Origin of the sequence: Proteus sp. CA142267 (assembly GCF_003336825.1) — a bacterium.
GTDB classification, from domain to species: Bacteria; Pseudomonadota; Gammaproteobacteria; order Enterobacterales; family Enterobacteriaceae; genus Proteus; species Proteus terrae.
The window spans coordinates 16483-30335 of record NZ_QPMG01000009.1 but is presented as its reverse complement, the minus strand read 5'-3'; the positions used below and the strand labels follow the sequence as shown (position 1 = coordinate 30335).

The 13853-nt window shown below is 38.5% G+C and carries 14 protein-coding genes; 8 read left to right on the top strand and 6 right to left on the bottom strand.

Features of this window, described 5'->3' with window-relative positions:
* Positions 1-2 precede the first annotated feature (2 nt).
* The 8 genes from C0T34_RS14125 (at position 3) to C0T34_RS14090 (ending at position 8077) form a co-directional block, all read left to right on the top strand.
* Positions 3-2006: a vWA domain-containing protein gene (locus C0T34_RS14125; RefSeq protein ID WP_109850350.1), complete on the top strand. Its 2004-nt coding sequence runs from the start codon at positions 3-5 to the stop codon at positions 2004-2006.
* Positions 2006-2698 (top strand): ATP-binding cassette domain-containing protein, encoded by a 693-nt coding sequence (locus tag C0T34_RS14120; RefSeq protein ID WP_109850349.1) that lies wholly within the window; start codon positions 2006-2008, stop codon positions 2696-2698. Before C0T34_RS14125 ends, C0T34_RS14120 begins: the two co-directional genes overlap by 1 nt.
* Entirely contained in the window at positions 2679-3914 is a 1236-nt protein-coding gene (locus C0T34_RS14115; protein ID WP_109850348.1) for an FtsX-like permease family protein, read from the top strand. Before C0T34_RS14120 ends, C0T34_RS14115 begins: the two co-directional genes overlap by 20 nt.
* Positions 3904-5460 carry an SUMF1/EgtB/PvdO family nonheme iron enzyme gene (locus tag C0T34_RS14110; protein ID WP_204100985.1) on the top strand — a complete coding sequence of 519 codons (1557 nt, stop codon included), beginning with the start codon at positions 3904-3906 and terminating at the stop codon, positions 5458-5460. The genes C0T34_RS14115 and C0T34_RS14110 overlap by 11 nt, the downstream gene beginning before the upstream one ends.
* A gap of 24 nt (positions 5461-5484) precedes the next feature.
* Positions 5485-6168, top strand: coding sequence for a hypothetical protein (locus C0T34_RS14105; protein ID WP_109850347.1), 684 nt, complete (start codon positions 5485-5487; stop codon positions 6166-6168).
* Between the two features lie 17 nt (positions 6169-6185).
* Complete coding sequence (locus C0T34_RS14100) at positions 6186-6674, top strand: hypothetical protein (RefSeq protein ID WP_226892341.1); 489 nt, start codon at positions 6186-6188, stop codon at positions 6672-6674.
* Between the two features lie 271 nt (positions 6675-6945).
* Positions 6946-7497 carry an Ail/Lom family outer membrane beta-barrel protein gene (locus tag C0T34_RS14095; protein ID WP_098941622.1) on the top strand — a complete coding sequence of 184 codons (552 nt, stop codon included), beginning with the start codon at positions 6946-6948 and terminating at the stop codon, positions 7495-7497.
* 67 nt (positions 7498-7564) lie between these two features.
* Positions 7565-8077: an outer membrane beta-barrel protein gene (locus tag C0T34_RS14090; protein WP_109850346.1), complete on the top strand. Its 513-nt coding sequence runs from the start codon at positions 7565-7567 to the stop codon at positions 8075-8077.
* 105 nt (positions 8078-8182) lie between these two features.
* On the opposite strand, the gene chbG is transcribed toward C0T34_RS14090, so the two are convergent.
* From chbG to C0T34_RS14060, 6 genes are all read right to left on the bottom strand, one after another.
* Positions 8183-8944, bottom strand: a complete 762-nt coding sequence (gene chbG / locus C0T34_RS14085; RefSeq protein WP_109850345.1) for a chitin disaccharide deacetylase — start codon at positions 8942-8944, stop codon at positions 8183-8185.
* A 36-nt stretch (positions 8945-8980) separates the two neighbouring features.
* Positions 8981-10336, bottom strand: coding sequence for a 6-phospho-beta-glucosidase (locus tag C0T34_RS14080; RefSeq protein ID WP_098941619.1), 1356 nt, complete (start codon positions 10334-10336; stop codon positions 8981-8983).
* A 160-nt stretch (positions 10337-10496) separates the two neighbouring features.
* Positions 10497-11354: a transcriptional regulator ChbR gene (gene chbR, locus C0T34_RS14075; RefSeq protein ID WP_098941618.1), complete on the bottom strand. Its 858-nt coding sequence runs from the start codon at positions 11352-11354 to the stop codon at positions 10497-10499.
* Position 11355: 1 nt separating this feature from the next.
* Positions 11356-11703: a PTS N,N'-diacetylchitobiose transporter subunit IIA gene (gene chbA / locus C0T34_RS14070; RefSeq protein WP_088494268.1), complete on the bottom strand. Its 348-nt coding sequence runs from the start codon at positions 11701-11703 to the stop codon at positions 11356-11358.
* 61 nt (positions 11704-11764) lie between these two features.
* The gene (gene chbC / locus C0T34_RS14065; RefSeq protein ID WP_006534492.1) at positions 11765-13123 is read right to left on the bottom strand and encodes a PTS N,N'-diacetylchitobiose transporter subunit IIC; all 1359 of its coding nucleotides are present in this window, start codon (positions 13121-13123) and stop codon (positions 11765-11767) included.
* A 101-nt stretch (positions 13124-13224) separates the two neighbouring features.
* Positions 13225-13551 carry a PTS sugar transporter subunit IIB gene (locus C0T34_RS14060; RefSeq protein ID WP_069369489.1) on the bottom strand — a complete coding sequence of 109 codons (327 nt, stop codon included), beginning with the start codon at positions 13549-13551 and terminating at the stop codon, positions 13225-13227.
* Positions 13552-13853 lie beyond the last annotated feature (302 nt).

Genomic DNA, 13853 nt, shown 5'->3' with positions numbered 1-13853 from the left:
GCATGAAAAAGGCGCATTGGCTTACTCTTATTCTCAGCGGTTTAATTCTGGCAGCGCCAGCAAGTGCTGAAGAGAAAAAGCCGTTACTACAAGAGGGTAAAAAGACTCTCTATCAACGTGTATTAACTTATCCAGGTTGCCAAGTGGCTGACACTGTTGGCGCAAAAGGTAAAGAGCAACCTGCATTTAGCCGTTTTTATGTTTATCAACGCCAAAAACAAGGTGCCAACGAGTGGTTACAAGTTGGCCCTGATAGCTTAGGTCATATCAGTGGTTGGATGAATGCAAGTTGCACATCAGAGTGGAAAATGCAGCTAACACTCGCATTTACTAACCCTGCGGGTCGTAACCCAATGCTGTTTTTCAAAGATAAGCAAACAGTTGAAAGCTTACTTGAAAGCCCAACCCCTGAAAAACAGTACAAACCCTTTTTAGCAGATATCAAAAACCAGAAAGTGAATCCGGCTGTTTTAGCAAAAGAGCCAGATTATATGATTGATCAGAAAAGTAATTTCTATCTGTTACCTGTCTTAGGCTCAGATGAAGTCTTTACTGATGCAGGCTATAAAGTGCGAGTACTCAATGTGGCATCTGTCTCTTCTCAAACTAAAGACAGCAAAGACGCACAGAATGCGAATGCAACTCCAAACAGTACAAAACCTGCAACACCGAACAGCAAAGATGCTGACAATATGATGCAAGGCTTTTCTGCCGCAGTCGTTTTTGTTATCGACTCAACCATATCAATGGATCCTTACATTGATAGAACCAAAGAAGCGATTCAAAAGGTTTATGCACAAGTCGAAAAAGACAACATGTTGGATAAGGTAAAATTTGGTTTAGTCGCATTCCGCTCTAATATCAAAGCCGTTCCTGCATTGGAATACGACAGCAAAATGTTTGTAAATCCTAATGATGTAAAAGACGGCCCTGATTTCCTAAATAAAGTTAAAGAATTACGCCAAGCTAAAGTCTCAAGTAGTCGTTTCGATGAAGATGCTTATGCTGGTGTAATGCAAGCTCTTGATGATGTTGATTGGACACGCTTTGGTGCACGTTACGTTATTTTAATTACCGATGCAGGCGCATTAACGGGAGATGATCCTCTTTCATCCACTAAACTCGATGCGGAACAAATTCGCCAAGAAGCGGCTTATCGCGGTGTTGCACTTTATACACTGCATTTAAAAACACCATCAGGTGCAAAAAATCACGCGTCTGCACAAGCGCAATATGAAGCGTTAACGCTTAATCCGTTCTTACACAAATCGCTTTACTACCCTATCAACTCAGGGGATGTAAATAGTTTTGGTCGTATGGTAGATAGCTTAGCAACCGCTGTAACCACTCAAATTCAAACGGCTTATCGTGGTGAAGCCACCGTAGGTAGTGCATTAAATGCCGATCCTACTTATAGCAAAAATAAAGAGACAGATGCCTTACTCAGTGATGCACACGATTTAGGTTATGCAATGCGTTTAGCTTATTTAGGTGAGAAGCAAGGCACAAAAGCACCTCCTGTTTTTAAAGCATGGATAAGTGATCGGGATTTATTACAGCAAAATATCCCAACGACAGAAGTGCAGGTTTTACTGACTAAAAGTGAGCTTAGCGATTTAAGTGATGTGATGAAAAAAATCGTTAATGCCGCTAATGAAGGTTTGATCTCTCCTGACAATATGTTTGCTGATTTACGCTCGATTGCCGCCACTATGGGTAACGATCCAAATCAAATCAAGCAAGGTTCAGCGACCAAATTAGGTGAAATGGGCTTACTCGGTGAATATGTCGAGAATCTCCCTTATTTAAGTGAAGTGCTTGGCTTAGATGAAGAGACATGGAAAAGCTGGGATGGTCTTGCACAAGAGAAATTTATTCGTCGTCTAAATACGAAATTACAGTACTACCAACGTTATAATGAAGATGTTGATCGTTGGATATCCCTTGCACCACAAAGCGATCCTCGCGATCACGTTTACCCTGTTCCACTGGAAAACTTGCCTTAATGATCCAGATTGATGGCATGGCAATTACGCGTGGTGATGCGCAACATGGTTTTCGTGTTGCGCTTCCTTCATTGACCCTTGAAAAAGGGGAAATCGGCGCACTAACTGGATTAAGTGGTTGTGGTAAAAGTACCTTACTAGAAATGATAGGGTTAATCTTACGCCCTGATGAATTAACCCATTCTCAACTCGGTGATGATTTAATTATCACGCAAGCGGTGCTAAATAATGAACAAGCTCAACTCGCATCATTACGTGCTGAGAAATTGGGTTTTATGCTCCAAAGTGGCGGATTACTTCCCTTTTTAACTGTCATGCAAAATATTCAATTACCTCGTAAGATGCTGGGGTTAACACCGCACTCCGCTTGGCTTGATCACGCCATTGACTATTTACAATTACGCCCTTTACTTAGTCGTCTTCCTCGCCAGCTCTCCATTGGTGAACGTCAACGTGTTGCGTTTATTCGTGCGATCGCCCATGAACCTGCTCTATTACTTGCTGATGAGCCTACTGCTGCCCTCGATCCTCATAATGCACAAGCGTTATATGCATTGATTGTTGAAATGGTAAAACAACTCGATATCTCTGCGCTGGTTGTCAGTCATGATTGGTCTTTAGTCGAGCGTTTTGGATTTAGCCACTATCACGCACAACTACAAGGGGGCGGTAGTGTCTTTATCAAACAATAACACTAATCCCAATCGCCTTGGCTTACTCAGTTCACTCGCTTGGCGTGACTTAATTTATGATCGCAAAGTTGCGCTCTGTATTGTGTTCTCTTTAGTCTCAGTTATCGCACCACTGTTACTGCTATTTGGGCTAAAAAACGGCATTGTGACGCAGCTTCACAACCAACTCTTAAATGATCCGCGTAACCTTGAAATACGTATGTTAGGCAATGGTAATTATCCACAAAGTTGGTTTAATGATATTGCACGCAAAGAAGAGGTTCGATTTGTTATCCCATTAACACGCAGCTTAAACACTCAAGCCGATATTGTGATTGATGGGCAACATTTTATTGATAATGCTGAAGTTATCCCAACAGCAGAAAACGATCCTTTATTAGAAGGTGTCGCAATTCCCCAAAATGCAGACACCTTAGTGCTCTCTGCCAATGCAGCACAAAAGCTACAAGCGAATGTAGGCGATAGCGTGCGCTTATTTATCAGTCGTAAGCTTAATGGCGTCAATGAACGAGTCAAACGTACCTTTACTGTTGGTGCCATTATCAGTGATAGCAAATTCTCAAGAGCGGCAGCCTTTGTTTCTCTTGATGTTTTAGTGGCAATGGAAGATTACCGAGATGGTTATCAAGCGCCTCTTTTTGGCGTAACAGAAGGCACTGAAGCGAAGCCAAGAACCCAGTTTGCTAAAGCTCGTCTTTATGCAAAAAATTTAGATGCCATTGCACCACTAGATGATTGGTTTAGACAACAACACATTGATGTGATGACACAAAAAAGCCAAATAGACTCTGTAAAAGCAATCAGCTACGTGCTTAATGTTATTTTTTCCGTGATTGCTTGGGTATCACTATTAGGCTGTATTGCCTCATTAATTGGCGCATTCCTTGCCAATATTGACCGTAAACGTAAAGATATGGCGGTATTACGCCTGTTGGGTTTTCGTCAATTTGCAGTCTCTTTATATATTGTACTGCAAGCACTGTTATTAACGAGCGTTGCCTTTATTTTAGCCCTTGGGCTTTATGGCATCGGTAGCGCCTTATTCACCACATTATTAGGCACACATTTACCTGAGCAAGCCTTTGTTTGTCAGTTAACGTTTTGGGATTTATTGATTGCCATGTGCAGTGCCTTACTGGTGGCCTTAGTCGTGGCAAGTATTGGCGCACTGCGTGCCGTTTCGATTGAACCTGCGGAGAGCTTACGTGAAATTTAATTTATCGCTTCTAACTTTATCATTCGCGCTGTTATCTAGCAGTTTTACCGCATCTGCCAAATGGGAAGATAAATTCGTTAACCCAAAAGCGTTGCCTGATGATGTTACCTTGCCTTTCCCTTGTGAAGGTTCAATGGTTTTTCGCCAAGTCACCATACCCTTAAGCCGGCCATTACAAGATTACAGTGTGACCTTAGGGCAAGAAGGTGATGAATGGGGCTATTTAGAACAATCTCGAGCAGAACATATTGCGGGTAGCTTTCCATTAAAAGGCAAAGAAAAAGGCCGTTACTACCTTATGGCGAAATACCCTGTTACCGATCTGCAATATAACGCTATGCAGAGCGTGATTAATGGTAAAGAGTGCCCCGTTGCTTCAAATAAATTACGTTTACCAAAAGTGAATATCAGTTGGTATGAAGCGATGCAATTTGCTGACCAATACAACCAATGGTTAAGAAGCAATCATCCCGAAGCGTTACCTGTTGAAGATGGCGCAAAAGGTTTCGCAAGATTACCGACAGAAACTGAGTGGGAATTTGCGGCACGTGGCGGTTTAAAAGTCTCAGCCTCCGAGTTTCGTGATATACGTTTTCCAATGCCAGAAGGTACCAAAAACTATATTTGGTCAGCAGGTAGTCAATCTGCTAATGGCTCATTACAACTCACCGGTTTGTTATCACCCAATCCATTAGGCTTACATGACATGTTAGGTAATGTCGCTGAAATGATGTTTGAGCCTTTTAGATTAAATAAACTCGACCGCTTACACGGGCAAGCGGGTGGCTTTATTGTGCGCGGAGGTAGCTATCTCACCCCAGAAAGCGATATGCGCAGTTCATGGCGTCAAGAAGAGCCTTATTACACCAATACAGGTGCAAATAAAAACAAATACACAGGTTTTCGTTTAGCCATTGTTGCCCCTGCGTTGACATCACGCGACAAAATTAAAGAGATCGAAAAAGAGTGGCAACAATTAGGGAATGAGAAGCCAGCAAGCAATAACTCAAAAACCAATAGCGATAACTCCATTAATAGCCTGAATACGCTCTCAACCCAAGTACAAGATGAAGCGCTGAAAAAACAGTTAGCTGAATTGAAAAATATACTTCGAGCAAATGCACAACTGCGTGATGAGCAACGTGATCAGGCTATCCGCACTTCACTGCAATTAGGCGCTTTTTTATGTACCAAATTAAAAGATGATGGCGAATTCTATGATCGATTAATTGCATTGCATGAGAAAAACTGTCCTGCAGGCACAAAAGATGCCACATGTGAACGACGCCAAGAGCAAGTCAACGAACATAAGAAAACCCTCGACTTTGTCGTGAGTTATTACGCAGACACATTAGTGGATATGGCAACCACATATGATGCCTCTTTAGTAAAACCTCAAATTGACGTTGTACGTCAATTAATGGAAGCCAGAGGCAAATCAAATTTAAATACGTACCTTTCAACGTATATGCAGGGACTCCAAGGATATTGGGCTAACGGTAAAGTTTCACGGAACGAATGGCTTGAAGCGTGCAAAAAACAATAACAGAGACTTTGGGATAGGTGTGGTATGAATAAACGACTCATGGCGGTACTTGGCATTAGTGCCATACTGGCCTTATCAGGGTGTCAAAGTAATAGCGGTGCAGATCCTCGTTTGAAAAATAACAGTGATATGGAGTTTTTCAGTAAATCAGGTATTACAGCTTGTGCAGGAGGGGCGGCTATCGGTGCATTAGGCTGTTTAGTCTCAAATTCGAGCAATAAAGGCGCATGTATGCTCATTGCGGCAGTCGCTGGTTGTGGTGTCGGTATTGGTGCCAATGCCTATTTAGATAACAAACGCCAAAACTATGCTTCTAAAGAATCGATGCTCAACTCGATGATAGACGATGTGAAAAAAGAAAATCAGCATCTACAACGAGCATCAAATACAGCAAGAGCCGTTATTAATGACGATAAGAGAGCTCTGGCGAAAATTGAGCAAGACATGAAGCAACAACGTCTCAATAAAGTCGCTGCTGAGAAACAACTGAAAGGTATTGATGCCAATATTGCAGCACTGCGCTCTCGCTTAGCGGATATGAAAAAACGCGAAGCTGAATGGCGAGATATCGCAGCACAAAGTCGTCAAGATGGCTTAAAAACCGCTCAACTTGATAAACAAATTGATGGGATGAAGAAACAAGTGACCTCTTTACAAGAAGAACTTGATAGCCTTTATACTCAGCGTACAGCAATAAAACTTAGTTAACGTTAAAAAGGATGATAATGAAATTTTTACCTCTTTCTCTTGTTGGTATGACATTACTATTAAGTGGTTGTGTCACCAATCCCGCTGATTGTGATCCAACAACCGGTGATGTTAGTATAATTACTAAGTTTAATTGTAATTATTCAGGGACTTATGACAATCGTATTGAGCAAAAACAAGCTATTCTCGCTAATGAGAAAGCATTAAATACTGAGTTTAGAGCGGTTCTTGCTGCTATCGAGAAAGAAAAGCAACAAACTAATGCCTCTCTCAAGAGTAAGCAAGCAAGCCAACAAGCCTTAAATCAATCAATAAATAATCTGTTAAATCAAATTCGCCAAAAAACGAAAGGGCAAAATGATATTCAAAAACAGATCAATGAAATTGATAGACAAATGAAGGCAACTCAAAATAATCCTTCAAAATCAGTCATGCAAAAACAACTTGAATTAGATAATTTACAAAATCAAGTACTTAGTTTGCAAAGTGATTTAGGGCTTAAATAAACATAAAAAGGCTCTCTATGATTATTTAGAGAGCCTTTTTTTTTATTTTTATTTTTATTTTTATTTTTATTTTTTATATATTATTATAGTGATTTATATTAATGCCATATAATTAACAATATAATATTGATAATAATTAATAGGTCACTTTAATAAAATAACCTTATTTAAATAAGAGTACTCTTTTTTATTCCATTAAAAATAGACACATTACTATAATCCCTTCCGCTTAATAGCGTGTTCTTATTATTTTACTTATGGGATATAACTAATGAAAAGAAAATTACTATCAACTTTATTTATAACTGGTTTATTAGCCACTTCCTCTGTTTATGCTCAAAACGATTTTAAATTAGAGAAAACCACACTTTCAGCAGGTTATGCACAAGTCAAAATGGCAGGCCAAAATCCAATGCATGGAGGTGTTTTTTCTATTCGCCAAGAAATCAATTCACAGTTTGGTATTTTAGCAACAGCTACTTATGCTCAAAATGAATATGACTTAAACAAGCCTGTTAATACTTTCTTTAAAGACGTAAATGCACGTTATTACTCTGTTATGGCAGGCCCTACACTACGTTTAAATGAGTTTATTAGTGTTTATGGTGCTGCGGGTATGAGCCAAATACAATTTAAATCTGAAAGTTCAGACTTAAAAAAACTAAAGAAAAATGCATTTAGTTGGGGTGCAGGTTTAATCATTAACCCAGCAGAAATGGTTTCTATTTCTCTTGGATATGAAAATAGCCGTTTTAAATTTAAAGATGCCGATAGTAAAATTATTTTAGATGGCTTTGTTGCCAATATTGGTTATCGTTTTTAAATAAACTTAAGCACATATTATTTTATGATATGTGCTTTTTTATTAAATTATAATTTGATTTTATATTATGATAAAAAAAATATTATTAATATATTTACCTTTATTTTTCACCTCATCACTCCATGCAGAAAATAGTGATAGTAATAGGCTCATCTCTGCTGGCTACGCTTATATTAAAATAAAAGATTTACCTACTGCGAATGGAATAAATATTAAATACCAAATTAATCCCAATACTTATAAAAAAACCTCTCTTCAATTTTCAGGAACGATGGCACAGAAGACATTATCTCATAATAGCAGATTACGTTATGCATCACTTACAATGGGCCCAGCTTACTCATTAACACCTTTTGTGGAACTATACGGTATTATCGGGGTAAGTGGTGTGAGTTACCAAACATCAGAAAATATCAATAAAGATAATTTTTCTAAATCAGTAAGTTGGGGAGCAGGCATCACGTTAACATCACCACAAAATATGACACTTACTTTAGGCTATGAAGGCAATTATTTCAAAATGGAAGGAAAAAGCCATCCAAGCAAAACATTTATCTCCAGTATTGGTTATCGGTTTTGATTTTATTCAAAATAAAAATGCCTCTACTTTATAAAAATAGAGGCAAAATAATTCAAAAAGACCCACACCAGGGCATAACACAGACACCGATTGTCTAAAAACCCACTACATTAAATCTTGATACGTTCCTAGCTGATAACCTCTTTCCAAAATCGCATGCTTTAATGCGCTATCTGTTAATACTTCAAGCTCTGTTAAACGCTGAAAACAATAACCACTTGCACGCAATGGGTTATCCACAAAAGCAGGATGTGTCATCACTTCAATAGAATGTTCATGACGCGCTTTCGATTCATCAAGCACCTTTAAAAATAATGCTTGAGTGATTTCATCTCCATAAAATTGGCTATCAAAACCATCACTACTAATCACACCTTGAGTATCAATCCCTTCTTTGTGTGCAAGTGGCCTATCAACTCGCATTGGTAATGATTTTTCTTTGGCAAACTCCGCCACAATAGGGAAAATTTGCTTAAACATATGTACATGATGGTGGCTATCAATATGGTCTGGCGCACAACCAAAGATCTCAATAAAACGCTGATATTGTGCGTTAAGCTCAATACGAATTTCATCAAGTGGTAAATCGCCCTCTTCTGCCATTTGCCATACCCATTTCCCTAACATACCTTCACGCGTTAAAGAAGGTAAAGGAGACAGCGGTTTACCCATCGTCAAAGTAAAATGAAGCCCAACACCTAAACCGGGCAACTCATGGCGCAATTGTGCTGCGTGTTCAATTCCCTCGGCATTGACAAGTGCCGTTGTTGAACTAACAACACCATGACGAAAACACTCTGCAATACCATAGTTTTGGCCTTTACTAAGCCCAAAATCATCCGCATTCACAATTAATAAACCAGCCATTCTGTCTCCTTATTACTTATTTTTCTCTACCGACAATTAATGAGAGGCTTTTTCTAACTCAGCAATCGCTTTAGCAAAATTCGGTAGATGTGCCTTATGCGCTAACAACATTTCACGCGTAAGTACTTCTGCATCTTTATCTGAAAGTACCAGTGGTGTTAAGTTCATTGCTAATAAAGCATCATTTAATTCGCCACTAATAGCCGCTTTACTCGCCGCGATTTCAAAAGCCTTGATGGTATGAATTAATCCCATCACTTTTTCATCAAAATGCGTTAAACGTGGATGAGGTTTAGCGCCATCACGCCCTAAAATAGCCGTCACTTCAATTGACCAATCTGCTGGAATATTATCGATATGACCATGATGAGGAATATTCACATAATGCTCTGCTTGTTTATCATTATAAATAGCATTAATCACTTCACAGGCTGCGTCAGAATAGTAAGCACCACCGCGTAATTCCAGCTCTTTCGGTTTGATATTTAAATCAGGATTTTTATACAATTCAAACAGTTGTTTTTCGACTTTTTGCACCACTTTAGCGCGAGCACCACCTTTATAGTATTCCCCCATCTCAATCGCTAACATCTCTTTTTGCTTGAAGTAATACAGCAAATAAGAGCATGGCAACATATTAAGAGAGCGGATCAATCCTTCACTAAATGGTAGGTCGAAAATATTTTTCACAGAGCCTGCGGTTAATGTTCCTGAAGCCACACCGTCTAATAATTCAGGAAAACGGGATTGACCATTTACAATGACATCTTTAATAAACACCATATGATTTAAGCCAAACAAATCGATAGAGAGTTCATCTTTTTCCGTCAGCTTTAGAACATCTGTAATAAACATCTTCATACCGATTGGAATATTACAAACTCCAATAAATTTCTTAAAGTTGGTATGACGATAAACCGCTTCTGTTACCATACCAGCTGGATTAGTAAAGTTAATGATCCACGCATTAGGGCAAATTTCTTCGACATCTTTAATAATATCGAAAATAACAGGAATAGTGCGCAAGCCTTTAAAGAGACCACCCGCACCATTGGTTTCTTGTCCTAAATAGCCATGACTTAGAGGAATAGATTCATCAAGCTCTCTTGCTTTCAATTGACCAACACGTAATTGTGTTGTGACAAAATCAGCATTTTTTAATGCTTCACGGCGATTAAGTGTTTTATAAATGGTTAAAGGAATACCTGCTTTTTTTACCATGCGTTGGCAAAGCTCAAAAATAATATCAAGCTTCTCTTTCCCTTCTTCAACATCCACTAACCATAATTCTGTGATTGGTAGTTCATGATAACGCTTAATAAAACCTTCTAATAATTCAGGCGTATAACTGCTTCCACCACCAATGGTAACAACTTTTAATTTATGACTCATAAAATACTCCCATACAGCGTAATAGTGCTGTTATTTGTGTATTAATGGCGAAATTAAGGCGTAAAGAGCCCTGAAGAAAATAAGCTTATTTTCTTCTTTCTCTCTATTTTCAATAAAATTAATCTTTATTGTTGATTAATTTCTTACGCTTAATAATGAATTAGTTTGTTTCTTTAATACTGCACAAATTTTTTCGATAACTATTTGGCGTCAACGAAGTTATTTTCTTAAATGTCTTAATAAATAAACTTGGACTACTGTAGCCCGCATCAAAAGAAATATCTGTTATCGAATAGTTTGTAATTTCCAATTGTTTTTTCGCAAAATTAATTCGAATATCATGAATAATTTGCATTGGTGTTTTATCGTAATAACGCCGAGTTGCTCGGGTTAAATACTCTTGTGATTTCCCTGATAGCATTATCATATTAACCAGTGCATTTTCGCCAAATTTTTGTTTGTCATGCATCTCGCTAACAGTGTCTCTTAGCCATAAAGGAATATCATCTTGCGTTCTATTTTCTCGATGGTGTCGTAATCTATTCACCACATTAAAGGTGACAATTTCAATAAATTCATTAAATTCGGTATGGCGGAAATTTAATGAGCCAATAACCGATTCAATATAGGAAAGAAACTCATTTTTTAATTCATAAACTTGCGAAGCGATAAAATAAGAAGGCAATAACGAGAGATAATGCTTATCAAAAAAGGCTTTACTAATTCCCACATTTAAAATGCGTGTTGCCCCAAAATCATAAAAACTTTGATGATGAGAGCCTATGGGGATAAAAACAAAATCACCCCGCTCTAATAAAACCTTTTTACCATTAATCTCTTGATAATAGCGCCCTGTTAATACAATGGTGAATTCATAATAATCATGTTGATGCAATCCACTGACACTTTCTGTTTTATTATAAATAAAGACATGAAAGTTTTTGCCATTAAATAGCTGATCTTCATAGACCATGCGTATTTCGCTTTGTGCTCTCAATGACTCCACCACAGTATTCATCTTATTTTATCTTCTCATGTAACTCGATTAATTCTGTCACTAACTCTCTGGCTAACATCGATGTCATTAAATGATCTTGCGCGTGGACTAATACCAAGCTGACTTTGGTTTTGCCAACACCTTGGTCATCACCAATTAAACGAGTCTGTATTTTATGCGCCTCATTTAATGCTTCACGAGACTGTTCCATTAATTTTCTAGCGCCATCAAAATCACCTTCTTTGGCTTTTTTTAATGCGCCATAAGCCACACTACGGGCTTGGCCAGAATTAATGATAAGCCCCATGATGATCTCTTCAAATTCATCATCAGTTGCACTGCTATCAACGGCATTTTCAATATCTAACATCATATTTCCTCTTTGGCACTGGCAAGTGCAGAGAAGCCTCTGCACTTGTGTTTTCTATCACTTAAAATTTCAATGCATTGGCAATATCTTCTTCACTTTCTTCTTTTTCAATTTCAGTTTGAGCTTTATTTGAAATAATCACGAAAGGAAGATAAATCAGTGTGGCAACACCCAAGTTAAATAGTGCTAATAACAGTGCTGCAATACTGCCGTTAGTGTTAAAGAATGCACCTAATCCCGTTGGCATCGTCCATGGCGCTATATTTGTTACTGGTGGGATTATCCCTAAGTAATAAGCCGTCACAGTAATTGCGGCAAGAATAGGCTGAATAAGAATAAAGGGAATAAACATCACTGGGTTCATGATAATAGGCAAACCAAAAATAATCGGTTCATTAATTTGGAATAAACCTGCTGGTAATGCCAGTTTTGCCACTTGACGATGATCGGCGCGACGAGATGCGATAAAGATAGCCAGAATCAGCCCCAGCGTTGCCCCCGTCCCCCCTAAGAAGATAAAGGAGTCTAACATCGGTTTGGCCCAGAGATGGAATGTCTTACCTGCCGCTAATGCAGCTTCAACAGAACCGTATTCTGTATAAATCGCAATATTCTCTAATGCCCATGGCGTCATAATGCCACTATCAAGCGCTGTCAGCGCTAGTGAACCATGAATACCAAAGAACCATAACAATGATGTGAAGATAACATACGCCCAACCCACTACAGAGCCTAATGAGGCTAAAGGCGTTGAGATAGAGTCCAAAATAACTTGGTGGAAATGTGTTTCATAATGTCCTAATCCCCACGAAACAATTCCCATAACAGATAAGATAATAAAACCAGGGATTAAGGCCGAGAATGAACGTGAAACAGAAACTGGTACGCTATCAGGTAAGCGGATCACCCAATTACGACGCACAATAAAGGTAAACATTTCAGCCACAACAAGACCGATAATAATACCTGAAATAACATTCGCACCCCCTAACCAGTTGGCGCCAACAGCATACGCCCCCCCAGCATTATAAGGTGTGACAGTCATAAACGCAGCGATAGAGAGTAACCCAGCAGCGATAGGATCGACCTTACGCTCTTCGGCTAATCCCATACCGATAAAAAAGGGTGTCATTAATGACATGATACCCAATGTTCCGTTATAGACATTCCCCCCAATGGCTTTAAAACTATTGAGTGTTTCTATTGTTGATGCATCAAGGCGGATACCTAAAGAATAAAAAAAGGAGCCCTCACCAAAACTAAGAAAGACGTTATTGATAAGTACAAACATTGCCCCTGCAAGGGTTAACGGCATTAAACGAATAAAACCATTTTTAATCGCATTAACGTGAGGTTGCTTTCCAATTTTAACCGCAAAAGGAAGGAGTACCTTTTCAAGTGAACCAATAAACTTACTCATAGAAAAATACCCTTAAAATGCCGCTAATTGCTCGGCTTGCTGAAAAATTCGCTCTTTGACTGGAATAGAAATAATAAAAAAATAAAAAATAAAAAATAAAATTAATTTGTTGTTGCAGATGCTTTTTTAATAGAGGCGACAGCGGCTTTTAACACACCTAAGCCATCTACTTTTCCGTATAACAAAGAATCGATCACTTCGACCGGTTTATTAGGAAGCAATTTTTGGATATCAGGCAACATCCAGCTAATTTGTGGACCAAGTAAAATCAGATCTGCATCCTGTCCTTTTTGTGCTGCTAAGGTTTCAGGAAATGCTTCAATAACCACAGGCACTTCATATTTTTCTGCTTGTGCTCGCATTTTGGTCACGAGAAGAGATGTTGACATGCCAGCAGAACAAAATAAGTAAATATATTTCTTTTGCATAAAACCCTCTTGAGTTGGCAACGATTTACCCTAGAGATAACAAGGCTTTCTCTTGTGTATTCATTACTGTGTCAGTACAGAAACCGAAGTAAGATTAAAATAAGGATTGTTTCTGCTTGAATGAAGTATACGCAATGATACTAGTTAACGATATTTCTTATAGGTTAAGAATTGTCTCTCCTTGACCTACTCTTTTGACACTCTTCACAAATTGAGCAAATAATCTGAAGAGTTCTTTCACGTCACGAAATTTGTCTTTTCCATTTACAACTATGACCACTCGCAAAATTTCGCCATTTTAG